At 48.2% G+C, this 23591-nt stretch carries 23 protein-coding genes; 11 read left to right on the top strand and 12 right to left on the bottom strand.

Annotation, left to right across the window (positions count from 1 at the left end; all coding sequences use genetic code 11):
• Positions 1 to 3 precede the first annotated feature (3 nt).
• Positions 4 to 444: a GNAT family protein gene (locus WBJ53_RS22900; protein WP_338870486.1), complete on the bottom strand. Its 441-nt coding sequence runs from the start codon at positions 442 to 444 to the stop codon at positions 4 to 6.
• Between the two features lie 250 nt (positions 445 to 694).
• Here WBJ53_RS22900 and WBJ53_RS22905 point away from each other — a divergent pair, with 250 nt between their 5' ends.
• From WBJ53_RS22905 to WBJ53_RS22915, 3 genes are all read left to right on the top strand, one after another.
• On the top strand, positions 695 to 2125 hold the full coding sequence (locus WBJ53_RS22905) for a TolC family protein (protein ID WP_338870488.1): 1431 nt from the start codon (positions 695 to 697) through the stop codon (positions 2123 to 2125).
• Positions 2126 to 2221: 96 nt separating this feature from the next.
• Complete coding sequence (locus WBJ53_RS22910; RefSeq protein WP_338870490.1) at positions 2222 to 5464, top strand: efflux RND transporter permease subunit; 3243 nt, start codon at positions 2222 to 2224, stop codon at positions 5462 to 5464.
• Entirely contained in the window at positions 5461 to 6597 is a 1137-nt protein-coding gene (locus WBJ53_RS22915; protein WP_338870492.1) for an efflux RND transporter periplasmic adaptor subunit, read from the top strand. The genes WBJ53_RS22910 and WBJ53_RS22915 overlap by 4 nt, the downstream gene beginning before the upstream one ends.
• Positions 6598 to 6672: 75 nt before the next feature.
• Here the strand turns inward: WBJ53_RS22915 and WBJ53_RS22920 are convergent, their stop codons facing one another.
• Complete coding sequence (locus WBJ53_RS22920) at positions 6673 to 6882, bottom strand: hypothetical protein (RefSeq protein ID WP_338870494.1); 210 nt, start codon at positions 6880 to 6882, stop codon at positions 6673 to 6675.
• Between the two features lie 459 nt (positions 6883 to 7341).
• Here WBJ53_RS22920 and WBJ53_RS22925 point away from each other — a divergent pair, with 459 nt between their 5' ends.
• Positions 7342 to 7797 carry a DUF2147 domain-containing protein gene (locus WBJ53_RS22925; RefSeq protein ID WP_338870496.1) on the top strand — a complete coding sequence of 152 codons (456 nt, stop codon included), beginning with the start codon at positions 7342 to 7344 and terminating at the stop codon, positions 7795 to 7797.
• Between the two features lie 264 nt (positions 7798 to 8061).
• On the opposite strand, the gene WBJ53_RS22930 is transcribed toward WBJ53_RS22925, so the two are convergent.
• The 3 genes from WBJ53_RS22930 to WBJ53_RS22940 form a co-directional block, all read right to left on the bottom strand.
• Positions 8062 to 8799, bottom strand: coding sequence for a hypothetical protein (locus WBJ53_RS22930; protein WP_338870498.1), 738 nt, complete (start codon positions 8797 to 8799; stop codon positions 8062 to 8064).
• 242 nt (positions 8800 to 9041) lie between these two features.
• Positions 9042 to 9503 (bottom strand): SRPBCC domain-containing protein, encoded by a 462-nt coding sequence (locus WBJ53_RS22935; protein ID WP_338870500.1) that lies wholly within the window; start codon positions 9501 to 9503, stop codon positions 9042 to 9044.
• 186 nt (positions 9504 to 9689) lie between these two features.
• Complete coding sequence (locus tag WBJ53_RS22940; RefSeq protein WP_338870502.1) at positions 9690 to 9941, bottom strand: hypothetical protein; 252 nt, start codon at positions 9939 to 9941, stop codon at positions 9690 to 9692.
• A gap of 209 nt (positions 9942 to 10150) precedes the next feature.
• Here WBJ53_RS22940 and WBJ53_RS22945 point away from each other — a divergent pair, with 209 nt between their 5' ends.
• Both WBJ53_RS22945 and WBJ53_RS22950 read left to right on the top strand, forming a co-directional pair.
• On the top strand, positions 10151 to 10681 hold the full coding sequence (locus tag WBJ53_RS22945) for a hypothetical protein (protein ID WP_338870504.1): 531 nt from the start codon (positions 10151 to 10153) through the stop codon (positions 10679 to 10681).
• A gap of 82 nt (positions 10682 to 10763) precedes the next feature.
• Positions 10764 to 11198 (top strand): hypothetical protein, encoded by a 435-nt coding sequence (locus WBJ53_RS22950; RefSeq protein ID WP_338870506.1) that lies wholly within the window; start codon positions 10764 to 10766, stop codon positions 11196 to 11198.
• A gap of 39 nt (positions 11199 to 11237) precedes the next feature.
• Here WBJ53_RS22950 and WBJ53_RS22955 read toward each other — a convergent pair whose 3' ends face one another.
• The 3 genes from WBJ53_RS22955 to WBJ53_RS22965 form a co-directional block, all read right to left on the bottom strand.
• Entirely contained in the window at positions 11238 to 11573 is a 336-nt protein-coding gene (locus WBJ53_RS22955) for a YrdB family protein (protein ID WP_338870508.1), read from the bottom strand.
• Positions 11574 to 11706: 133 nt separating this feature from the next.
• Positions 11707 to 12837 carry an acetamidase/formamidase family protein gene (locus WBJ53_RS22960; protein ID WP_338870510.1) on the bottom strand — a complete coding sequence of 377 codons (1131 nt, stop codon included), beginning with the start codon at positions 12835 to 12837 and terminating at the stop codon, positions 11707 to 11709.
• Between the two features lie 203 nt (positions 12838 to 13040).
• Positions 13041 to 14078: a sugar phosphate isomerase/epimerase gene (locus tag WBJ53_RS22965; protein ID WP_338870512.1), complete on the bottom strand. Its 1038-nt coding sequence runs from the start codon at positions 14076 to 14078 to the stop codon at positions 13041 to 13043.
• Between the two features lie 227 nt (positions 14079 to 14305).
• Here WBJ53_RS22965 and WBJ53_RS22970 point away from each other — a divergent pair, with 227 nt between their 5' ends.
• Entirely contained in the window at positions 14306 to 15730 is a 1425-nt protein-coding gene (locus WBJ53_RS22970; RefSeq protein ID WP_338870514.1) for an MFS transporter, read from the top strand.
• Positions 15731 to 15840: 110 nt separating this feature from the next.
• Here WBJ53_RS22970 and WBJ53_RS22975 read toward each other — a convergent pair whose 3' ends face one another.
• Together WBJ53_RS22975 and WBJ53_RS22980 are read right to left on the bottom strand one after the other, a co-directional pair.
• Positions 15841 to 16245, bottom strand: a complete 405-nt coding sequence (locus WBJ53_RS22975) for a Dabb family protein (RefSeq protein ID WP_338870516.1) — start codon at positions 16243 to 16245, stop codon at positions 15841 to 15843.
• 115 nt (positions 16246 to 16360) lie between these two features.
• On the bottom strand, positions 16361 to 16747 hold the full coding sequence (locus WBJ53_RS22980) for a hypothetical protein (RefSeq protein ID WP_338870518.1): 387 nt from the start codon (positions 16745 to 16747) through the stop codon (positions 16361 to 16363).
• A 365-nt stretch (positions 16748 to 17112) separates the two neighbouring features.
• Between WBJ53_RS22980 and WBJ53_RS22985 the strand changes: the two genes are divergently transcribed.
• Complete coding sequence (locus tag WBJ53_RS22985; RefSeq protein ID WP_338870520.1) at positions 17113 to 17445, top strand: hypothetical protein; 333 nt, start codon at positions 17113 to 17115, stop codon at positions 17443 to 17445.
• Between the two features lie 208 nt (positions 17446 to 17653).
• The gene (locus tag WBJ53_RS22990) at positions 17654 to 18130 is read left to right on the top strand and encodes a RidA family protein (RefSeq protein ID WP_338870523.1); all 477 of its coding nucleotides are present in this window, start codon (positions 17654 to 17656) and stop codon (positions 18128 to 18130) included.
• 259 nt (positions 18131 to 18389) lie between these two features.
• On the opposite strand, the gene WBJ53_RS22995 is transcribed toward WBJ53_RS22990, so the two are convergent.
• Positions 18390 to 19481 carry a histidine kinase gene (locus WBJ53_RS22995; RefSeq protein WP_338870525.1) on the bottom strand — a complete coding sequence of 364 codons (1092 nt, stop codon included), beginning with the start codon at positions 19479 to 19481 and terminating at the stop codon, positions 18390 to 18392.
• A 225-nt stretch (positions 19482 to 19706) separates the two neighbouring features.
• Between WBJ53_RS22995 and WBJ53_RS23000 the strand changes: the two genes are divergently transcribed.
• Together WBJ53_RS23000 and WBJ53_RS23005 are read left to right on the top strand one after the other, a co-directional pair.
• Positions 19707 to 21224, top strand: a complete 1518-nt coding sequence (locus WBJ53_RS23000) for a PKD domain-containing protein (protein WP_338870527.1) — start codon at positions 19707 to 19709, stop codon at positions 21222 to 21224.
• Positions 21225 to 21304: 80 nt separating this feature from the next.
• Entirely contained in the window at positions 21305 to 22639 is a 1335-nt protein-coding gene (locus WBJ53_RS23005) for a histidine kinase (protein WP_338870529.1), read from the top strand.
• Between the two features lie 27 nt (positions 22640 to 22666).
• Here the strand turns inward: WBJ53_RS23005 and WBJ53_RS23010 are convergent, their stop codons facing one another.
• The gene (locus WBJ53_RS23010) at positions 22667 to 23350 is read right to left on the bottom strand and encodes a response regulator transcription factor (protein WP_338870530.1); all 684 of its coding nucleotides are present in this window, start codon (positions 23348 to 23350) and stop codon (positions 22667 to 22669) included.
• Positions 23351 to 23591: the final 241 nt, after the last annotated feature.

Raw genomic sequence — 23591 nt, forward strand, 5'->3', positions numbered from 1 at the left:
TAACTACCGTTTCACATACAACCATTCCCATACATCGCCGTCTTCCTCGTCCCAAACCATTCCCTGCCATTCAAATCCATTCTTTTTCAGAACACGGGTCGAATAATTTTCTTCGGGTAATGTTCTGGCCGTAATGGCAACAGCAGAATCGGTTGCCAATGCCAGCTCAACCAGCTTTTGGCAAATTTGCGTACCGATTCCCTGGTTTTGATAACGGGCTACTGTTCCATACGCAATTTCGACCCGGCCGTTTTTTGGTTTTCCCTTAAAAGCCGCACTTCCTACTATTGAACCATCAAGCTGCACAAAATAACCATTCCAGGGCGGGTCATACCCTATTCGATTAAAAAAATCGACACTCATTTGCAGGGCAGGTTCGCAGTCGGGATGCCCCAGAAACTGCCGATTTTCTGTCAGGGTTTGGTAAATAGGAAGTAGGTCCATTGCTGTAGATGAATTACCTGCTTGTTTACGCCCCAATTATGAATGAACGAAGAAACCCGTTCGAATGACTGGGTTTAGTATCTCTTTTACGCTATCAATCGACAAAAGGTACTATCTATTTTATTAATCGTCAAAAAAAGCGCTAAATCATCTGACTAAGACCCATTTTCCCAAATGTTTCCAGAATTGAAATCGTGTTTTGCAGCTACCTGTCCGTGAGCCAGACCATAGCCGGACAGGTTGACACCAAATGATCTACTCGCGTTTTCTGGAGGCTCCTCAACCGATTCGGGTCAGGTACCGACGAAAAAAAAGCTGGCTTCTATACGTAGGTGCCAGTCTCATAACGGTTCATACACAGGCTCAATCTCTGAATTTGAATCAGGTTCTTGACCAAAGCATCCGACAGTACCCCTTGCTTAAGGCTAAACAGGCCGAAGTTAGTAGCGCAGAACGACGACTTCAGGCCAGTCGTACGGAGTTGTTGCCCATTATGATTGTACAGGATCAGTATAATTATGCAACCAGCAATAGCCTCAACAACTCGTTTTTTCCGAACGAAGGCACCAATATTTCAACTTCGGGTGGCGTACGGGCCGTGCCTGTCTCACAGGCCAGTTTCGGAAGTTTCACAAGTGCCTCCATCGAGTGGCGAGCCATTACGTTCGGACGGATAAAAGCTACTATCGGCACTGCTAAAGCGGAACTCCAACGCAGCCAGGCCGACTATGAAAACGAGCTTTTCCAGCACCAGGTCCGTACCATCGACGCATATCTGCTTCTATTAATCAACCAGAAACTGGTTCAGATTCAGCAGAGTAGTTTCGAACGGGCCCAAACCTTCAAACAGGTAGTCGACTCGGGCGTCCGCTCAGGAATGCGTGCCGGTGTTGATAGTGCACTGGCAACGGCCGAAGCCGTTCGGGCCCGGATTCTGCTACTCCAGAGTCAGCAACAGGAACAAGTCCAGCGGCTGCGGTTGTCCGAACTGGTGGGGCAACTTCAGAACGGTATACAGATCGATAGTATGCAGTTCTATAGCACAATTCCCAACGGCAACTTTTTGTCGGATTCTCTGTCGCCAAAGAACCCGGCTCTACGGCTCTCTCACTCACAGATCACATTATCGGCGGCTCGCAGTTTAGCGACCCAACGCTCGGGTATGCCGCTTATTTCGGTAGTTGGCGCTGGCAATGCCCGTGGCTCAGGGTTTGCCAGTCAGGGCGATATGTTTCTCAACAATCAGATCAACGGACTTGGCTATCAGGTAGGCAACTACCTGGTTGGGTTTGTTGCCCGCTGGAATCTAACCAATCTGCTGCGAACCCGTCAGGATTTTCGTGCCGATCAGTTTCTGGTGGAGCGATCGCGCCAATTGTATAACACACAACGACTCCAAATCTCGCGTCAATATCAGGAAGCTGAAACGCAATATCAGGTGGCGCTGGAACAGGCCCGGCAGGCTCCCATTCAGCTACGGGCCGCCCGTAAAGCCTACGATCAGGCTCAGTCGCGCTACCAGAACGGCCTGACCGACCTGCCCACCCTACTGCAAAGTGTAGTTACGCTCAACCGGGCCGAAGTCGACGGCTATGTCGCCATCAGCAATGTCTGGCGGTATCTGCTTCTGAAAGCGGCCGCTGAGGGTGACTTGTCCTTATTTATGAATCAGGTGAAATAAGCGAATTGTAAGTTTTCAGTTTTCAGTGCTCCGCCATGTTTAGGTTTCCTGCTTCTGTGGAGCACTGAAAACTGAAAACCGAAAACTTTACAAACTATGTATAATATCATTCGATCTGCGTTGCGGAAGCCGATTTCGGTGGTGGTAGCCGTGCTTGGGTTGCTCTTCTTTTCCGTCATGTCGCTGTTTACGATTCCGGTCGATATTTTCCCCAACCTCGATCTGCCCACCATCTATGTTGTGCAGCCCTATGGTGGTATGGCTCCAGACCAGATGGACGGTTTTATTGCAACCCGCTATCAGGATCACTTCCTGTATGTGTCGGGCATTCGCGATGTCGACGTGAAAACCATACAGGGCCTATCGCTTATCAAACTCTCCTTTTATCCGGGTACCGATATGGCCCAGGCCGCTGCCGAAGTGGCCAACAACGTTTCCCGGGCAAAAGCCTATATGCCCGAAGGAACCGTACCTCCGCAGGTTGTTCGGTTCGATGCCAGTTCGGTTCCGGTTGGTCAGTTAGTCTTCGAAAGCCCCAGTCGCTCGTTGAACGAAATTCAGGATTTTGCTTCGTCGCGGGTGCGGCCCATGTTCTCCCGAATTCCGGGCGTATCCAGTCCTCCGCCCTTCGGAGGTAACCAGCGAACCATTGTTATCAAAGTGAACCCGCAACTGGTCCGCAGTTATCAACTTACTCCCGAAGAGGTTATCAAATCCATCGTCACCAACAATCAGCCATCGCCCGCCGGTAATATTCGTATTGGCGACAAAGCGTTGATGACACCAGTGAACTCGCTGGTTAAACGCCCTGACGACTTCCTGAACATACCAATTCGGGTAGGCTCGGGCCCAACAGTCTTTGTGCGCGATATTGCTACAGTTGAAGATGGTGCCGACGTCACGGTGAGTTATGCTCTCATCAATGGTCGTCGGGCAGTTTATATTCCGGTGGTCAAAAAATCGGATGCCTCAACACTGGATGTGGTTAGCAATATCCGGAAAGCTATGCCCGAATTACAGGCAGCGGTTCCTGAAGACATTAAAATCTCGTATGAATTCGATCAGTCGGTCTACGTAACCAATGCCCTGAAAAGCCTCGTAACGGAAGGTATTCTGGGTGCTGTGCTAACGGGTCTGATGGTGCTGCTGTTTCTGCGCGACTGGCGCAGTGTAATTATTGTGGTCGTTACGATTCCCATTTCGATCCTGTCGGCAGTGATTATGCTCAACTTATGTGGGCAAACCATCAACATCATGACCCTATCGGGGCTGGCACTAGCCATCGGGATTCTGGTCGACCAGGCCACGGTAACGATTGAAAACATTCACCAGCATCTGGAAACGGGTAAACCCAAAGCCGTAGCCATCTGGGACGCCTGTAAGGAAATCGTCTTTCCCGAATTTCTGATTCTGCTGGCGATTCTGGCCGTTTTCGCCCCCGCGTTTGTGATGAGTGGCGTTCCCCGATCCATGTTTCTTCCGTTATCGCTATCGGTAGGTTTTGCCATGATTGCGTCGTTCCTGCTTTCGCAGACTTTTGTGCCGGTGCTGGCCAACTGGCTACTGAAAAGTCATCCCGAGCACGAAGCTCCCACGCTTGCTCTCGATGCACAGGAACGCCACGCCATTATTGATGACGCAGCCCATAAAAGCACCCACCCAACTGGTTTCGAAAAGTTTAAACAGCGGTATTCAACCCTTCTGGAAAACGTGCTGAATCGCCGGGGACTGGTTGTGGGGAGCTATCTGGCGGGCTCTCTGGCCTTGATTGTTGTTTGTTTTATGGTGATCGGTACCGACATTCTACCCCACGGCAATAGTCATCAGTTTCAGATGCGATTGCGGATTCCCGACGGAACACGCGTAGAACGCACCGAACTGGCCACGCTGAAAGTGCTCGATATTATAAAGGATGAAGTTGGCGCCGAAAACGTAGAAATATCATCGGCTTACGTCGGCACCGTTCCATCCAGCTATGGAACCTCCAACATCTTTGTGTTCAATAGCGGCCCCCACGAAGCGGTGATGCAAGTCTCGCTGAACGAAGAGCATCCGGTAAAGATGGACGACCTGAAAGAGCAGTTGCGTACCCGCATTGCCAAAGCCCTGCCTAATGCCAATGTGTCGTTTGAGCCGATCGAGCTTACCGAAAAAATTATGAGCCAGGGCTCTGCAACGCCCATCGAAGTAACCGTTGCGGCCAAAGACCTGAAAGAAGCCGGACGGTTTGCGAACAAAATCCGTGAACAAATGGCCAAAATCGATTTCCTGCGCGATGTACAGATTGCCCAGCCATTGGCGTATCCAGTTCTGAATGTAACCATGAACCGCGAACGGGCCGGACAACTGGGCGTTACGTCGACACAGGTAGCCCGGTCTATGGTGGCAGCCACTTCGTCGAGCCGATTTACAGACAAAAATCTCTGGCTCGATGATGCCAAAGGACTCGCTTATCAGGTTCAGGTTCAAATTCCCGAATACCAGATGAGCAGCACCAACGACATCGGTAATATTCCGCTGAAAAGTGGAGCCATGCACCCACTGCTTTCTGATGTAGCAACGTTCTCCGAAGGAACTACCCCCGGCGAATACGACCGCGCTGGCCCAAATCGACTGGTGACCATTACGGCCAACCTACAGAAAAAAGACCTCGGTACGGCCCAGAAAGCAGTAGAGCAGGCCATCCGGAATGCGGGCGAACCGCCCCGCGGTGTTATTGTTGAGATGGGTGGGCAGACCAGTCTGCTGACCGATACGCTGAGCAGTTTACAAACAGGGTTGCTGGTTGCCATTGTCATTATCTTCCTGTTGCTGGCTGCAAATTATCAGTCGTTTAAACTCTCGCTCGTGATTCTGTCGGCCATTCCGGCCGTAGTTGCCGGAGCGTTGCTGATGTTGCTGGCCTGTGGTGCCACGCTGAATCTGCAATCGTACATGGGATTAATCATGTCGGTGGGTGTATCGGTTGCCAATGCCATTCTGATGGTGACAAACGCAGAAAACTTGCGGCTGGATGTTGGCGATAGCCGCAAGGCCGTTGTGCTGGCAGCTAACAGCCGGATTCGGCCCATTCTTATGACCAGCATTGCCATGATTGCTGGCATGGTACCAATGGCATCGGGACTTGGCGAAGGGGGCGATCAGATTGCCCCACTTGGTCAGGCTGTTATTGGTGGTCTGATTGCCTCTACACTGGCAGCCCTACTGATTCTCCCCTGCGTATTTAACCAGCTCCAGGCTAAATCAAGTACGCAATCGGTATCTCTCGACCCGGAAGATCCGGAGAGCAAATTCTTTAACAATCAACTGACCCCGGCACCGGCGGTCCGCTCCCTATGAAACCGTTTATTCGATTAGTCTGGCCGGTATCGCTGGCCGCTGGCATAGCCGCCTGTTCATCCTCTGGCAACGATACCAAACAGAATGCTCACCCAGACGTAGCCGAACCTCAGATAGTTACCGTTGCCGTACGGGCCTTGCAACCCAGTAAACGGGTTACACTACCGGGTGAGCTGAAACCCTGGAACCGGGTGAGTATCTACGCTAAAGTGAAAGGGTTCGTGCGCGATATTCCCGTCGATCGGGGAACGTTCGTTCGGAAAGGTCAGCTATTGGCCCGGCTCGATGCACCAGAAGTGCTTTCCGAACTGAGTCAGGCGCAGGCGCAGGTACAGGCGCAGGAAGCAGCTTTGGTTGAACAAACGACCCGCGCCCGCGCCAGTCGGCTCACCTACACTCGGCTTCAGCAAACCGCCCGAATGGAAGGAGCGGTGTCGGCCAACGAGCTGGATCAGGCTCTGGCCAAAATGCAGGCCGACAGCGCAATGGTTGCCGTAGCTAAAGGATCAGTGCAGGCTGCCCGTTCGAACTACCAGGCCAAAACCGAACTTCGACAATACCTGACCATTACGGCACCCTTCGACGGAATGATTATCGAACGAAATATCAGCCCCGGCGCTCTGGTGGGTGCTGCCGACAACGGAAAACCGCTTTTTGTACTGGAAGACAGCCGAACCCTGCGCCTGACGGTGGCTATTCCCGAAACATTTGCCAATCAGCTACCGGCCAAAAGTTCGGTTTCGTTTACGGTCAATGCCATTCCCGAACGTCTGTTCAATGCCAAACTGGCCCGCAGCGCCGAAAGTCTGGTTGAAACCAACCGCGCCATGATGGCTGAATTTGATGTTAACAACACCTCGCACGAACTAAAATCGGGCATGTATGCCGATGTAACATTACCCATCGAGCGTTCATCTCAGACATTGTTCGTGCCTGCCACATCGGTGGTGAGTTCGAGCGAAAAAATGTTCGTGATTCGGGTCCGCAACAATCATGCGCAATGGGTCTCGGTGCAGAAAGGCAACGTAGTCGACAGTCTGGTCGAAGTCTTTGGCGACCTGAAACAGGGCGAACCTATTGTTAAAGCGGCATCCGAAGAAATACGGGACGGACAGGCTATAAAAACGAAGTAATTCGTTGTCTTTCTGGTCAACTCCCCGCCTTAACCACAGGCGGGGAGTTTTCATTTGTAGCCCACCCATACAGATTCAGCCTCTGGGTTCATAAACTTTTATGACCGTATACGCCCACATGGCTTCTTTCTGCCGTTTGATATAATCAATGGCCGACTGTTCGGTTTTATGTGGATTAGGTTCTGTTTTAGGCAGATCAAATAATTTAGGGCTAGTTGTCCGAGGTTCGTCGAGGTTCGGAACCCGATGAACTTTATATACGTAATAAACGGCTTCTACAGGCATGATGCTGGTTAGTTTCGAGGTTGACAATCGGAATTATGCGGTTTAAATTTCATACCACATCAGAGTAGTTGCCAGTCGTTATCGGATAAACTGTATAGAAAAACCACCCAACTGTCAAAAGAGCCCTGTGAATTGATAAGCACCGACACACGATTGAGCTTTTTCAGACGTTTATTGGGATAGATGTTATTCCAGTATAACTACAAAGAAAAACGACTAGTAAACCTCTGCTAATTCGCTTACGATCTCCCCGGCTCCCAATCTGCCTCTAACTCTAAAAACAATCGTTAACGAGCTATTAATCTTTATAGTGAATTCACTGTCTAATCCATAGTGCTGTCGAAATCAGCCACAGGCTACTGCGGGTTTGAGGTAGCTTTTTCATCATTCAACGTATCAATAATCATAAGCCCACTTTTCTGAGTTTATAGTAAACAACAGTCGATCATTAATCAATTTATGAATGCACACCGCCTTGTTGCCTTGCTCTTACTACTTACGGTGACACTTTCGGCTTTCTCTTCTCAACCGGGCAACCCCGATGCTGTACTTGGCAAGTGGTTGAGTGCTCGAAAGAAGAATCAGGTTCAGATTTATAAACAGGGCAACAAATACTATGGAAAGCTGGTCTGGATGGCCGAGCCAAACGATCCGTTGACCAACAAACCCAAAGTAGATAGCCAAAACCCCGACGAGAAGCTACGAAACCGCCCATTGATGAATCTGCCAATTTTGAGTAATCTGGTCTACAAAGGCGGAAATGTCTGGGCCGAAGGTCAGATCTATAATCCAGAAGATGGAAAAACGTATAATTGCGATGTCACGCTAAAAGATGAGAATTCGATGGATTTTCACGGCTATATTCTGGGAATGCCCTTTCTTGGGAAAACCAAAACCTGGACTCGGGTGAAGTAAATTAGAAATAAAAGCCAATTCACGGTAGTGAAGCCGTGACCACAAGTTGAACGTGACTCCGAGACGAACCGTAATTTTTCGGATCGGCCCGTACCATTTTATAGACGTCCCTTATATTGATATTGGATTGAATTTAGGCTGGTCGTCACAGTCAAATGAGGTGAGTTGTCAGGATCAAGAAGTGGTTAAGGCCGGAATATGGCTGATTCTGCATTGCATCGTCAGCCACCATTATTTACTATTCAGTTAGCTTTCCCGCCATGATTAGGGCAATGGATTCTTAGAGATGTAGACGACACCCCGCCCATTTTTACTATTACAAAACGAAAAGGCTTGCCCTGAGTGGCCTCGCCCACAGACTGCATCTGTACCGGAGATGTAGAGCCGTTGTTGCGTATCTAAGTATAAACTGTTCAGTTGATGCAATTGAGGTAGCTCAATGACACGACCACTGTCTGTAATTACACCTGGTGTTTCATAGGTCCCACTCGTTGCCGAACCCGTAATAAACTCCCGGTTAATAGTATAGATCGTACCCGTTTTGGTCGTGACCGGATTAATGTAGAGCTTCTGATCAATAGGCTCTAATCTGGGTCGATCAAAATAGGGATTGTATTTTCTATAAACTTGCCAGGTTTGGCCTTCATCGACACTGTATTTTGCTACATTACTCATGATCTGCCTGAAGCTACCATTAGTTCCGTATGTGGTGATACCATTCATGACAAATAGGGTATCTTGGTGTTGAACAATGCCAGAAATACCCTGTTGCTGTTGATCGACTTGTTGCCAGCTTTTGCCTTGATCCGTGGAGCGAAATAGCCTGTATGTAGTGGCAATCAATAAAGTCTCCTCCCATTCACCCCATATCGCCTGAATAGGTTCGTCAATGGGTGCTTTGAGAGTGTACCAGTCGTGATACTCAGGGGCAATGGTATCAGGTTGGGTCTTTTGGCAAGACAAACCAATTGCGATCAGAAGACAGCAGAGTAAAGTTTTCATAGTTGCTGAGTAAATTACAGGAAAAAGAGACGCTCGTTCCTATGAATATAATTAAGACAAAACTCATGTCCATATAAATCTGGAAACAAAGCGCCAAGTTGTTGAAGGAGGGCATCTGCTTGAGTAGTGGAATTAGTGCCTATTAACCTGGCACATGTCCCCTATCCGCCCCATAAAATCCCTTCCCTCATGAGACGAATAAGGGTCCATAATAAGTTATATATATGCAATCCGGGCAGGCTTTATATCACCCTGTTAACTTCGAGAATCTGTTTTATCTGCTCTAATACAGCGTTCCAGCCGCCTTCGCTCAGTGTATCCTGGTAGCGTTTTTCGCCGTCGGCCACAGTTGCATAATTGCCCTGTGTAACAGCTAGACGGGTTTGCTTTCCTTCTGCCGATACAGCATAAGTAACGGTCAAATAATTTTCCGGTATGTCTTCAATGGCCGAATTAGGGTCAATTGTGGTGTAGGTCAGAAAGTATCCAGGTTCAATTTTCAGAATCGTTCCTTTCACGGCAACCAGTTCGGTTCCATCAAAACTTCCTTTCCACAACAGCGGACTGCCCACCTGCCAGTCGGTTATGGGCTCACAGCCAAACATATACTTTTTTGTTTGCTCCGGATTGGTCAGGGCATCCCAAACGGCTGCTGGTGCGGCATTAATCAGAATCGTGTTTTCAATAATCAACTGGTTTTCCATGTCCTTGCGTTTGTGTTGGTTTGTTAACAAAGCAAAGTCTGGAAAGTGACAACCTTATGTCAGTAGCCTCACGTGAGTGCACTCTTTCCCTGAAGTTATCTGATTGATTCGGCTTTTTTCGGGCGTTAATTAGCTGGTACGCTGGTTTTTCGAAGCCTGTAAAGCCACCTCAATATCACGGCCTACCTACTGGCCCATTTCACTCAGATAGTATTGATTAGAAGTATCCTGCCGGGTGGAGTAATGGGCTGATACGGTACAGTTCAGAAAAGAGTAGGCACGTTCGTAGACGGCTTTTTGTGAGCCCGATGTTTCCGTAAACTGTTGATGCAACAATTGTAGAATATCGACCATCAACTCATTTACGGCATCTACATCGGTAGCAACAGCAGCTGCCGCCTTAAGTTCAGTATATTTTTGCAAAAGAAGCGATGGCATAACGATCAAGTAACGGGAGGTAGGTTAATTGCTGCCAAAAATACGCAGTACTTCTTATTCATTGTGTACATAATACACCAATTGTTACTATATTTATTATATGGTATCTGCTTATCAGTAAAGGTTGGATTCATCACAAAGTTGCTGTGTTCTTAGGGTAAAATGGCCCATAATTTGCAGGTTCTATTTTAAGCCAACCACCATTCTCCATGCGTTTATTCATTCGCATCTGCACTACCCAGTTACGTAGCCGACCGGTTTCCCGTTTTTTGGGAATAGCTTGTTTTCTGCTATGCACTCAGAGCGCGTTTTCTCAACAGGTAAAAATGAAAGATCTGCTTACCTACATGAGCACTCCGCCAGCCCAGTTCGATCAGTACATGTTTCATAATAATTTTATATGCTACAAAAGCGAAGGGGGACTCACGGGGTGGACCTGTTTGTTTGCTTATTCGGGCAATACGCTGCTGAACCGACCAACCGTGGCGTCATCTGTTATTCAATATGTTCGAACAAGCCGTTCAGACATACTGCTCTATCAGGTTCATTCTAAAGAACAATGCGAAGAATTGCAGAATGAGCTAATTCGCCTGGGCTATACTATTGACCCAACAGCCACAAAGCGACTAACCTACACCCAAAACAACACCGTTGTAACCTGCCAGAAAACCGATACAAACAACGGAATTTCAGGTAATTATTCGGGCTATACGCTCTCATTGGTAAGGCGCTGGTACTAAACCGGATCGGACAAGTGCTTTGGGCGCGGGTCATACGCTATGAATTTTAAACCGTCTGTAGCATCAGTCGGTTTAAGCGTTCATGGCAACATTATTGAAATCGATCCTTCAACGGATCAACGGAGGCTTTTTGCCTTCACGACAACCAATCGGACCAATTCTACAGATAAGTCTGTTAGTCGCCCTTAGTGCGTGTAGTTCCGATAAGCCGTCGGGTGCACCTAAACGGGTCAAACTAAGCGTTGGCGAAATACAGGAGATTTCATTATCTGACCGTGGAAGTAATTCAATGCAGTTAATTGGCACTTCGGACAACGAAGAAATCGTGGCCGTGTCGCGACCAGACCTGGCTCCCGCCGTTGACACATTGAATCGGGCTCAACCAGCAAAGGCAGTTTTCCAGCTCAAAGGCATTACCGCCGGAACGGCCAATGTTACCTTTACGGAGAAAGCACCTAATGATCCCGGACCAGGTCAGATCAGGAAAATAGTTAGTGTTCGGGTTAGCGCAAAATAAGTCGAAAAAGCGAATCAGCCTACCACATACTGCACACAATCAGCCAATTACTAATGATATCAATTCACTAATCACAGCCAGTATACCTAACGTTATGGCTAAACGGGAATAACCCGTTTGGTATAGCATAAAGAAAGCAAGCCCAAATATAGCCAGCACAAAGAGGGTTCGATACGGAAAGCCCAATTGATGGGTGGAGCGGGGAGCCGCAAAAACACCCCATACTGCTGCTGCTAGTAGCGGTAAGCCTATAGCGAGCAGATACTTCCCGTAGGGATGCTGGCTATTCTGAAATCCTGCATAGCCAAAAGCGCCCAACATACAGAGTTCCAGCAAAAAATAAACGGCCTGATTAAGTCCTTTCAATAGCTGCATAACTTTCGGAATCAGGGTTCCCAACCGGATTACCCCTTCGGGAACCCACCGACGTTAAATAAATTAGTGAATAACCAATTGATTTACAGTAAACCTTCTGTTCAGTTAATCCGATTTAATTCTGCGCGATTGCTCATGTCCAATACGTAAACTTTTTCTTCGTAAAAATCGACTTAGGAATCATGGCATGCACACCCAGCGTCTGATCGACAACCTGGCTCACTTCGAAATCGACGCCCGTACTGGCTATCGACAGCGCTTCGTTGAACGTAAACCCTAATTCATTGTTGATGAAGGCGCAGGCTTCTGAGAGTGCATTTTTCATGGCCTTGTTCAGGTCTTTATCCAGACCGACGGCAATGAAATGAGTGGGCGTTTCGGCACGGGGCATTTTCAATGGTTTGCCTTTGTGGACAATGAACTTGACCGTCAGATTAATTGCCGTTTCGATAGCCACTCCACTTACTTCACCGTTACCCTGCGCACCGTGTCCATCGCCAGTGGTAAACAGGCCACCAGCCACCGAAACTGGCAAATGGAGCGTTGTTCCTTTCACCAGGTGTTTAATGTCGAGATTGCCACCAAAAAATGCCGGAGGAATCGAGCTTACGCGTCCGGTTTCGGGCGGTGGCGCCAGGGCCATAACCCCCATAAATGGCTTTAGCGGAATTTCAACGCCCTCTTTCAACGTGGCCACCTTCCGTTTAGCATCGTAACGATACACGAACGTTTCACGCGTTTTCACCTCATCGGGAATACCACCACCGCCGGGCCAAACGCTGTTGACACCAAATCCAGCCGGAAAGGTCAGGTCGAGAATCCGAATTTCCAGGCTATCGCCCGGCTCCGCACCTTCTATATATACTGGCCCCGTCAGCATATGCCCACGAATTCCCGATGGTTCTGGTTTTACATTCTTCAGGATGGCAATTACCTCCTGTGCGTGCGCATCGATGGGCAATTGATTTTTGGTGTAAAATTCTTCCGGGTTTGTTCGGCTCACCCCCGACGGATTCACCGTCTGAATTTCGACCACATCACCATCTTTCACGTTGTAGGCCGGTGGTACATCGGCGCCAAAATAACCCCAGACCATATTCTCCGGGAGCGAGCGCACAATATGATCAGGTTTCAGTGCCCGCAATTCAGCCAATTCGTCCGCCGAAGAAAAGGCGGATGCCTCAGCAGGAAGCGCGTTTAGAGCAAGGGCAGCAAGGCCACTTTGGGTAGTGTTTCGTAGAAATTCACGTCGCGATGTTGTCATCAGGTTGTCTTGTTGATTGAAGTTCATGGTTAAAAACCTTCAAGATAAAGAAACGGCTGTTATGTCGTTCGCTAATCCTCAGAAAACCGGTCCGCTCTTTTCAGGACACAAACAGAGAGAGGTTTTGTTGAGCCATGATTACGACTAAACAAAACCCCTGTTTTCTTCATCAATACAACTTCATTGTCGACGCGGTATTCTGCCTAGCTTAGCGCATTCCGGCAAAAATTAACGCACTTCCTGACTTCGGCTACCGAAGTTGAGCCTTCGGGTACTTTATACTCCAGCTCAACCACCGCCGGGAATGTATATTTCTGTTCGTGCATCAGTTTCAATACCTGCTTAATCGGCGTATCGCCCTGCCCCCACGGCAAATTTCCTTTTCCGTGCTCGGCGGTTTGCCGGTCTTTCATGTGCATACTGGCAATGCGGTTGTGTTTTTCTTTCAGGAATATGAGCGGATCGGGGTTACCTGCCGCAACGTAGTGCCCTAAATCGAAATTGATGGCGTTGGCAGGCGACTGAGCCAGTGCGGTGTCCCAGAAGGTGGGGGTTTGCTGTTCATGGCCATGATAGGCAACCCGAATTCCGTTTTTTTCCGCCAGTTTACCTAATCGAAGCGTATGCGCATCGTTGCTGGGGTGTTCGAGCGTAACCTGATTGGCACCCAAAAGTTTAGCGGCCTTCATTCCGTAGTTAATTTCACCATCGGAACTTTGCATACCAAAGGCATCGGGTTTAAATGCATAGATTTTTACCCCCGCCTGATTATACAGTTTACGTACCTGCTCAAACTTATCCATAGGAGCCGATAGCCGCCATTTGGTAAGTTCGGCCCGGTAGGCTTTCATTTGCGCTTCGGCCTCGTCGAGTTGCTTCTTTTCGTCGTCGGTAAGCTCCTGTTTCGCAGAACGTTTTCGCATCAGCGGAAAAACAGACCGCATATCAACCGTATTTTTGGGCGCTCCCGCAAATGATTCGGCCGGACCGCCCATCAGCTCAATAGCATTAATACCCGAGTCTAATACGTACTGAAGAGTCGCTTCGGCACTTTGGTCGGGCATATCCCGAAACGAATAAGTGATAACACCAATCTGCACGCCGTCGATGAGCGAATTTGGCTTATCCAGACTTCGAATAATAGCAGGAGCGCCAAACAGTTTATTACTGCCCACCGCCACCCCAGAAACGAGTGCTGCTGCGGTTCCTAAAAACTGACGCCGTGTCGGAGAGTTTTTCATGAGTTACAATCGGTTAAATTACCTGGGTTTCAGGAATTACAAAAGCCAAATTCATTGTACAAATACTTTCAATTTGCCTATGAGCCCGCAAATTTCTCCCTTCGCTGCTGTTGCTGCGTTTCGGGCTGCTTTCGGCAACCCTGCGCCCAGTACTCCAGCAGCTGTTTTTCCAATCAAACAAGCGGTTGGTTTAGCCAGTTACACTCAGGAAGTAACCCTATTCCTCTGTGACCTCTCCAGCCACTCAGTTCGAATCATCGGCCCCTAATAAATGGATCATTCTGGGCACAGTGATGTTCGGTACGTTCATGTCTACACTCGATAGCAGCATTGTCAACATTGCCTTACCAACCATCCGTCGGGAGTTGAATGCTGGAGATAGTGTTGAATGGGTCGTTCTCTGCTATTTGCTTACCACAACCAGCACCCTGCTAATTATGGGCAAACTGTCGGACTGGACCGGTCGGCGGCAACTGTACATAACGGGTTTCTGTGTATTTGTTTTCGGTTCGCTGCTCTGCGGGCTAGCCTGGAATCTATGGTCGCTGGTGGCTTTTCGGGTAGTTCAGGGATTGGGAGCCTCCATGATTTATGCTATTGGCCCGGCCATCATCAGCGATACGTTTGCCCCGAATGAGCGGGGACAGGCACTGGGGCTAATGGGGTCGGTAGTGGCAGCGGGTTCCAGCGCAGGCCCCGTGATTGGCGGATTACTGCTCGGCAAATTTGGCTGGGCCAGTATTTTCTTCGTAAACGTACCAATTGGACTGATTGCTATCTGGCGAGCCTGGACCATTTTGCCGAAAAGTCCTAAAGCAAACGCCCAACAGTTCGATTTGGTTGGAGCAGGCTTGTTTTTAGTAGGCGTTACATCCTTACTTACCGGACTTGATTTTGGCCCAGAACCTCGCTACGGCTGGAACGACGCGCTCGTAATAGCGCTTTTGTCGATTGGGGCTGTGCTATTGCTCCTGTTTCTTGTCTGGGAAATGCGGGTTAAAGAGCCTATGCTTCGGCTGGGCCTGTTCCGCATTCGTCCGTTCACCTCGGCCATTATGGCTGCCTTTTGCGGTTTTGTTGCATCGGGCGGCAATCTGTTTGTGATTCCGTTCTTTTTACAGCAATTGCTGAAACTAAACCCAGAACGGGCCGGGCTGGTTTTGCTGGCGGGTCCATTAACCCTCAGCGTTGTGGCTCCATTGGGGGGCTACTTATCCGGCCGAATCAGTACGCGCTGGTTATCCAGTGTAGGACTACTAATCACGGCCGGAGGTTATTTTGCCTTTAGTTTTCTGGACGACCATTGGACCTGGCAGGAGGTGGTCTGGCGGAGTTCGCTGGTCAGCCTGGGATTTGGTTTATTTCAGTCGCCCAATAGCAGCAGCGCCCTCAATGCAGCGCCATTGGCCCAACGGGGCATTGCCAGTAGCATGATTGCGTTTATGCGAAATTTAGGATTTGTGGTTGGCATTGCCCTGGCAGCCGCTGTTTGGTACAGCGTCCGCAATCGATATGCATTGGCCAATCATACATCGTCCGAAGCCCCGCCAGCCCAGCTACTGGGAATGCATTACGCCTATCTGACAATGGCCGGGCTGGTATTTGCCGGTGCCCTCATCTCCTTCACCCGCGGTCAGAACCCGGCCCCGTAGCCAACGACACGGTTAGTGGGCTCCATGCCGAACACGATGGGCCAGACAATTTCCTGATAGTAAGGGTTGGATAACTGAAGAATCGCTCAGTTATCCAACCCTTATAATGACTAACGCTTTGGGCCTATCGAATCATAAATAACTACTTTGTCCCAGAGCGAAGAATAATTATTTCGAAAATCGTCGTGGATGGGATGTTTCTGATAGCTTTCTTCATCGGCTGGACTATCGAAAAAACAAAGCCAGGAATAGGTGTAGGTTCGCTCAATTACATCACGATTGGTGGCAGCGGGCGTACCAATATTCACCAGTTTAATGGTTGGGCATTTGGCGAGTTTGTTCAATCCTTCCAGCAACTTTGCCTTATCGGCCTCACTACCCGGATTTTTCAGGTAAAAGAGCACGTGATGGACAAACAATTCTTTTGGAGCAAGTTCGGTTGTGGCCGGAAGAGCAGCCCCTAAACCGGCGGCTACACTATGTTTAACAAATGATCTGCGCGATTGCTCATTCATAACGAATCAGGTTGTTTAGTGCGGTAGTCCGCTTGCAACGACAAAAATGAACAACTGTTGCTCGCCAAACAACTCTCTGCATCAACAATTAGCCGAATCCCCCGCCTGCGAGGCATTATTTTTTGTTCTTCAGATATTCCTGCCAAACCGGCACAAAATCGTAGGTAGGATAAAATTCGGTCGAATAAGCGCCCCAGGCACCGTTTTCAATGGAAAGATTTAGGGTTCTGAGCTCTTTGGCCGGAATCTTCACCGTAACCACCTGCCCTATACCCATCATCACATACCACGACACCACCCGTGCCTGCCGGGGCGGAAACATTTCCAGAAACTTGTTTTTCCCCTGAATTTCCTGAATTGTTTTCAGGCTTTTATCCTGCTGATGCTTCAGGAAAATAGTAATCATTATACTATCGGATGTTGCTTTAACATCGGTTGGCTGCTGAGCAAAACACAGACCAGAACTTAATAGAGCAATTGTAAAAAATAGGCTTGGCTTCATTTTTTGCGTTGATTAATTCATTGATTCTTCACTCTCCTTTATTTCATATGCAGGAACAACCATAAAACACTGATGTTTCATTCGCTCAAAAGAAATCAAAAACAGTGTCGCTCAATGTAAGCATTGGCACAGCTATTGATGCAATTTTTCAACAGAATAATTTGACAAAATATAGTACTTTATAGCCCCTAGTGTTACTATCGTTTTAGTGATTGGGTTTTGCTACTATTTATTCAGTTCATTTCTAAACAAGTGCTTTTCTTTCAGCTATAATTTAGTGTATCGACGTTAAATAAAATTTAACTTACCTAAAACCCAGAATTAACCTAACTTCGTATATATCAGCCTTTATAACGCTACTCTCAATGGCCATGAATTTGCACAGCAATGAGGATAATAGCCCCGAACATCAGCTCGCCGAATTACGACATGCTTTACTGGAATGGAATAAGGCGCTTGATAATTACACCAAACAATACCGAGAAATAGAAGTAACAATATCAAAATTTTCAAATGCGCTAAAGTCGTTAAAGAATGCTCGAAAAGAAACAATTTTTACGCTCGAAACTTTATTAAACAGTATACCTTCCAGCAATATACTTAATCATATTAATGCCAAAGAACTACGCGCCCACACAAAAACCTTAAAAGACCAATGTCAAACTATTAAGTTCCTCCTCAATCAGTTGCGTTCGTAAAGTAAGTTCATCTCTATATACAATAAGTATACACCTTAAAAAATAATAGCTAATAAAAGAATTAATTGGCAGTATTTATCAACAATACAGACAATACTACGTCTGTATAAATTTCCAAAACAAAACTTTCAATAAGCCACGAAAAACACACTAATAATTGGCAAAGCATTTATTTTTACACGTTTTCAGATGCTTACCCTGTGTATCCGTGAAAAAACAGCTACTCTGGCTTATCCCAATGCGATTCTTCATTTCTTTCCTGCTCGTTCTGAGCGTAGTGGTTTCAGTTTCGGCGCAAACTAAACAGATTATTCAGCCTAAAAGCGTCCCGCCAATGCCCTACCCTTTTAGCCTGGGGGTAATTAGCAATGGATTTTTATTTGTAGCCGGTCAGGTTGGCACCGACCCGCAAACGGGCAAACTAGTGGCCGGTGGTATTGAAGCCGAAACAACCCAGACGATCCAGAATATAAAAACCATTCTGGAAGCAGGGGGCGCTACTTTGGATGACGTTGTGTCGGTAACCGTATACCTGAGTAATATGGATGAATTTCCGAAGATGAATGCCGCCTACCAGAAATTCTTCAAAGCTGGTAGCTACCCCGCCCGAACAACCGTTGGTGTATCCAAACTGGTATTTGGAGCCGCCGTTGAAATAACGATGACAGCGGCTATCCCTCACTGATTGTGTGAAATTAATGAGTAGGCAATTCTTATATCAATAAGCAAAAAAAAGTAGCTGACAATCAACTATTATTGAATAATAGGGCTTTTTCATAAAAACTTATAACCATGTAGTGCCGGGCTACCGGTGCGGTGGCATCTTAGTAGTACTGATGGGCATTTCCTGTATGTATAGCTACTACGATGACATGCCTACGGCATTTTTATAAAAAGCACTGGATTCTTAAACGACTTCAAATCGGTAAGCGCTATAGTAACGACTAAGGCACAAGCGGAATTTTCACCCGAAATTCGCTCCCATCTTCTTCGACCGTTGGAGTCGGCTGGCCCAGAATCTGGTATTTGGTCAGAATATTATTGAGCCCGATTCCATTCGAAAATGCCCGACTAGGCTTCCGTTGCAGGTTATTGCTAACCACCAGGTGCGATCCATTGGTAGAGAGCACAATGACTAGTGGCTGTTCGGGCAGAATAATATTATGCTTTACGGCATTCTCGATCAGCAGTTGCAGCGTCAACGGGGGGAGTTGCAGCGCTTCGGAGCCTGGGCAAATGTTCGTTTTCAATAAAAGTGAATCGCCATACCGGGTTTTCAGTAACTGGTAGTATGACCGGATAAACTCCAGCTCGTTGGCCAGCGGTGTTAGCGGTCCTTCATTAGTTCGGAGCAGGTAGCGATACACCGAACTAAGCTCTTCGGCAAAGGCTTCGGCTTTACGCGGGTCTTCGCCAATAAGCGAAATCAGCGAGTTAAGGCTATTGAACAAAAAATGTGGGTTTACCTGCTGCCGTAATGTGTCCAGTTGGGCCTGTAGCTGAGCTTTGCTGAGCGTATCGACTTCCATCCGCGATTGTTGCCAGTTACCAAATGTATCCATGCTTTCGTAGGTAATGACCACAATGGCAACGATAATGATTGTGAATAGCAAAGCCAGCGTCAAACGCATACTGGAAGGTTCAAAATCTCCTACTCCAATTAGCCAGTACACAAAAAAAAGCACCAGCACATGTAGCATTGAGCTGATCGAACAAAAAAGAAAACGCCGAAACGCTCGCCTGACATACTCCTGAGGGTCTGGATGGAGTTGATTGACCTTTAACGCAATGTTGTTATTGACATACCAGTTAAAAAATGAATCGATCAGTGAGATAACCGTGGCCAGAGAAAACGTTGCCCAACTCTGCCAGTAAGCATTTCCGAGTAACAACCAGTTCAACACACTGATATACAGCGGCAGAACAATGAGTTGAAGAAGCCAGTCGTAACGAGAATAGGCCGTAAATTTCATCTGAACAGGTAGAGGCAAGGCAACCAAATCTACAAAATTCTGCCAATAAAACAACCTTTTCATCTATCCTTCGGTCGGCGCATTCTGAGGTCGTTCGGCATCAACAGAACCGTATTACAAGTACATCTACTGCCGGAACAATAGCACATTCGCCCAAGCTCGTCTTCAACAACCAACAGTTCAACCTCGCCTTTTACCGTTTCATACGAGTCGTTGTTTCCGGCCGCAGCTCCCGCCAATACCTTTGAAGCCGTTAAACAGCAAATACCGTTCTGCGGTCCTCTTTTCATGAAATCAATCACGTATACCCTTTCTGCCCATTTTACGGTCTCGGTCGTCAATCCGATTAAAGCCCTGATTATACTGATGTTTGCCAGCCTGTTTCTGCTAACGGGCTGTAAGAAAGAAAACGATGTAAAACCCGTTGGAACGGTTACAGCCAATGCCGGAGTCGATCAATCGGTGCAGGTCGGCCAGACCGTTACGCTCGATGGATCGGGGTCCAGCGATAGCGAAGGCAAACCATTGACCTATCAGTGGACGCTCGTTCGGAAACCGGCCAAAAGTACCGTAACCCTGACCGAAGCCACTTCGTTTAAGCCAAGCTTCAAGCCCGACGAAGTTGGCGAATATGAACTGGAACTGGCCGTTAACAGCACCAATGGCAAAAGCACCGATAAGGTAATTGTGGCCGCATCAGTAGCCGAACCGCTGGCCATTACGGCCAATATTACCGTTAAAACAACCCTGGTCGACCGCGTTCTGAATCCGAACCTTCCCGACTATATTGTTACAAAAAGCATCGACGTTACCAACGAACTGACCATTAATCCGGGCGTTGTGATTGCCTTCGAGCGCGATGTTCGGATGAACGTAAACGACAATGGCGGCCTGCTCATTGCCAAGGGAACCGCCGACAATCGAATCAAATTTGTGGGCGTGCAAAACACCAAAGGCTATTGGATTGGGCTAACCCTCTACTCGGGCAGCAACGCCAACGTGATGGAATACGTCGATATTATGAATGCGGGGAGCCGCACCACGTATAGTACCACCAAAGCCGCACTCCTGTTGTCGGGAGGAAGCAAAGCCCAGATTGCGCTTAAAAACTGCCTGTTTTCGCAAAATGACGGTTATGGTCTCTACGTTCTCGATGGCGGTATCCTGCGCGAATTTGCCCAGAATACCTTCACCAGCAACACCGAAGCCGGGATTCTGCTCAATGCCGAAAACGTAGTCAAACTGGACGCGGCATCGACCTTCACGGGCAATAATGGCCGCAATGTGGTTGAGATTTTCCAATCGGATCTGAAAGGCACAAACGAAATTGTGTGGCCCGGTTTTACCGACAAAACTCCTTACCGCATCAACGGCGTATTTTCGGTCAATACGGGCTGGAAACTGAACCCCGGCGTTACGCTCGAAATGAACCGCGACGCTATTATTCAGATCAACGTATCGGGTTATCTGCTGGCAAAAGGTACTACCACCGACAAAGTCGTGTTTACGGGTGCCGACCGCAGCATTCCCTACTGGAAAGGAATTATCTGCTACTCGCAGGATGCCAAAAATATCCTCGAAAACGCCGAAGTCAGTAATGCTGGTAGCATCGCCATTGTGTCGGGCAAGAAAGCGAATATTGCTATCTACGGTACCAAAGCCCTGATGTCGATCAAAAACACCCGAATTACCGGTAGCGGTGGCTACGGTGTATTTGTCGCCTATGGCGCTTCGGCCAACACCGATCTGGCAACCGCCAACACGTTTGAATCCAACGCCCAAACGAATGTCCTGATTGAGAAGTAAACGAGCCATACCTCCATCTGCCTTTGTCAGATGGAGGTATTCGCCTATTTACGTTTCTGAACCATCGCCACCGACAACTCATGACCTTTCAGATTTGGGGAGCACTCTTTACCGGCATGGTCCTGTCGATTATGTTGTTGAACATAATTCAGTGGCATACCTACCGACACAATTGCTACGGCCACTACACGCTCTATATGCTGGCGTGGCTTTTCTATTTTGGTTTGCGCGTCCACGAATTTCGCGACTGGTTTTCGGCAGAAACAAACTACTTTGTCCGGGCGGCTGCACCCATGGGCGCCTATTACGTGTACTTCGATTTTACGGATTCCGTGCTCCACCTTCGCCAGCGGCTTCCGCATTTCTACAACCAGCTACAACTGGTTAAGATTGCCCTTGTCGTTTATGTGATAGTCCAGGTAATGCTTTGCTATCGGTTGGTGGGCTGGCATCCGCATCTATACGAAAGCTCATTTGTGGCCATGCGGCTGGCCATGGCGGCTCTGGCAATTTATGGTATCCGGCAGATGCGGCTGCTGGGCGACGCCGTATCGCGGACCTACGCGCTGGGCACTGCTTTTCTGCTAACGGGCGGCCTTACGGCCATGTTTCTCTCACTGGCCCGCCCCGGCGAAAACTGGTCGGGGCCGTTCTGGAATGTATCGCTAACCTACATGCAACTGGGCATTATTGCCGAACTCGTTTGCTTTTCGCTGGCTCTCAGCTATCGCCAGCGGCAAACAGCTATCCGAACGGCTATAATGGAGCGTGAGCTGACCTACGAACGGGAAAAACACCACCGCGATCAGCTCGAAGCCGAGCTGGCCGTTCAGCGTTTAGAGCAGGAGAAAAACGAAGTGCAGATACGGGCACTTCAGGCACAAGTTAACCCACATTTTCTGTTCAATAGCCTTAATTCGCTAAGTGCGCTGATTGAAGATGCCCCTAAACAAGCCAGCATCTTTCTCGATGAGCTAAGCTCGGTTTATCGGTATCTGCTGCGGGCCAATGAGCAGGCGCTGGTTTCTCTGGCCGACGAACTGGCCTTCATTCGCTCCTACTGTCATTTGCTCCAAACCCGACATGGCGCGGCCCTTCATATTGTCTGCCAGATTGCACCATCGCTGCTAAACCGGCAGTTGCCCCCCTTAAGCCTGCAACTACTGGTCGAAAACGCGGTGAAACACAATATCATTCTGACCGACCGTCCCTTAACCATCGCCATTGCAACCGACAGCCATGACCGGCTTCAGGTGCGCAACAATGTGCAGCGCAAGACCGTACGTGTCGCTTCGGCAGGGGTTGGTCTGGCCAATATCTGGTCGAAATACCAGATGCTAAACCAACCCATACCGAGCATTTCGGAGGTCGATGGTTTCTTTATTGTCACGCTGCCTCTTATTCAGAAACAATGATCTCACGCCCATTTCGATCTCTGTAGCCTACGCTTCTTTCATGATATACCCCATCCCAACACGGGTATGAATGAGTTTCTTTTTGTAATCTTTATCAATCTTTTTGCGTAGCGCATATACATACACATCGATCAGATTTGTGTTGATTCCTGATGGAACAGACCAAACTTTTGCCGCAATTTCTTCGCGGCTCAAAACCTCCCCTTTATGCCGTAAAAAGTACTCCAGCAGAGCCAGCTCGCGGGATGTAATGTTGATCGAATGCCCGGCCCGGCTGACCGTTTTTGCCCGCAGGTCCAGAATCAGATCGCCCATAACCAGCAGATTGGTATCGGTAGAATGGTAGATAAGTTGATTTCGTTTCCGGTTTACCTGAATTCGGGCCAGGAGTTCGCTGAACTCGAAAGGCTTAACCATAAAATCGTCGGCTCCGGCATCAAAACCCGACAGTTTTTCGTCGAGCGAGCCCGTCGACGAAAGCAGAATGATGGGCATATGGCCATTGAGTGCCCGCAGATCCCGGCATAATGTACAGCCATTATCGTTGGGCAGGTTCAGATCCATTATAACAAAATCAACTCCTCCGTGCTCAACGGCTTTACGGGCGGTTTCCCCGTCCAACGCAACAGTGACCTGAAAAGCATATTCTTCCAGTTCTTTTTTCAGGTTCACAACTAATTTGATCTCATCTTCTACTACCAGTATATGCATACGTAGCAAAGCTAAGTGGGTTGAATAAATAGAGCGGAAACCAACGCATTGTCGATCGTTTGAATTTTTCAAACAGTATCGCAGTATTGTCTTTTATGCTTGTAGTTCCAACTCGGTCAGGAAAATGGTTTATGGTTGTTTCAGGTGTGGTATACCCTGCTCTCATGCGTTTCAACTGGCCGAAGAGACAATTTTCATGGAGTAATCCTTCGGCATCTTTCTGCTTACGATTGCCCAACTG

The sequence above is a fragment of the Spirosoma sp. SC4-14 genome, assembly GCF_037201965.1.
In the GTDB taxonomy this organism is placed as follows: Bacteria; Bacteroidota; Bacteroidia; order Cytophagales; family Spirosomataceae; genus Spirosoma.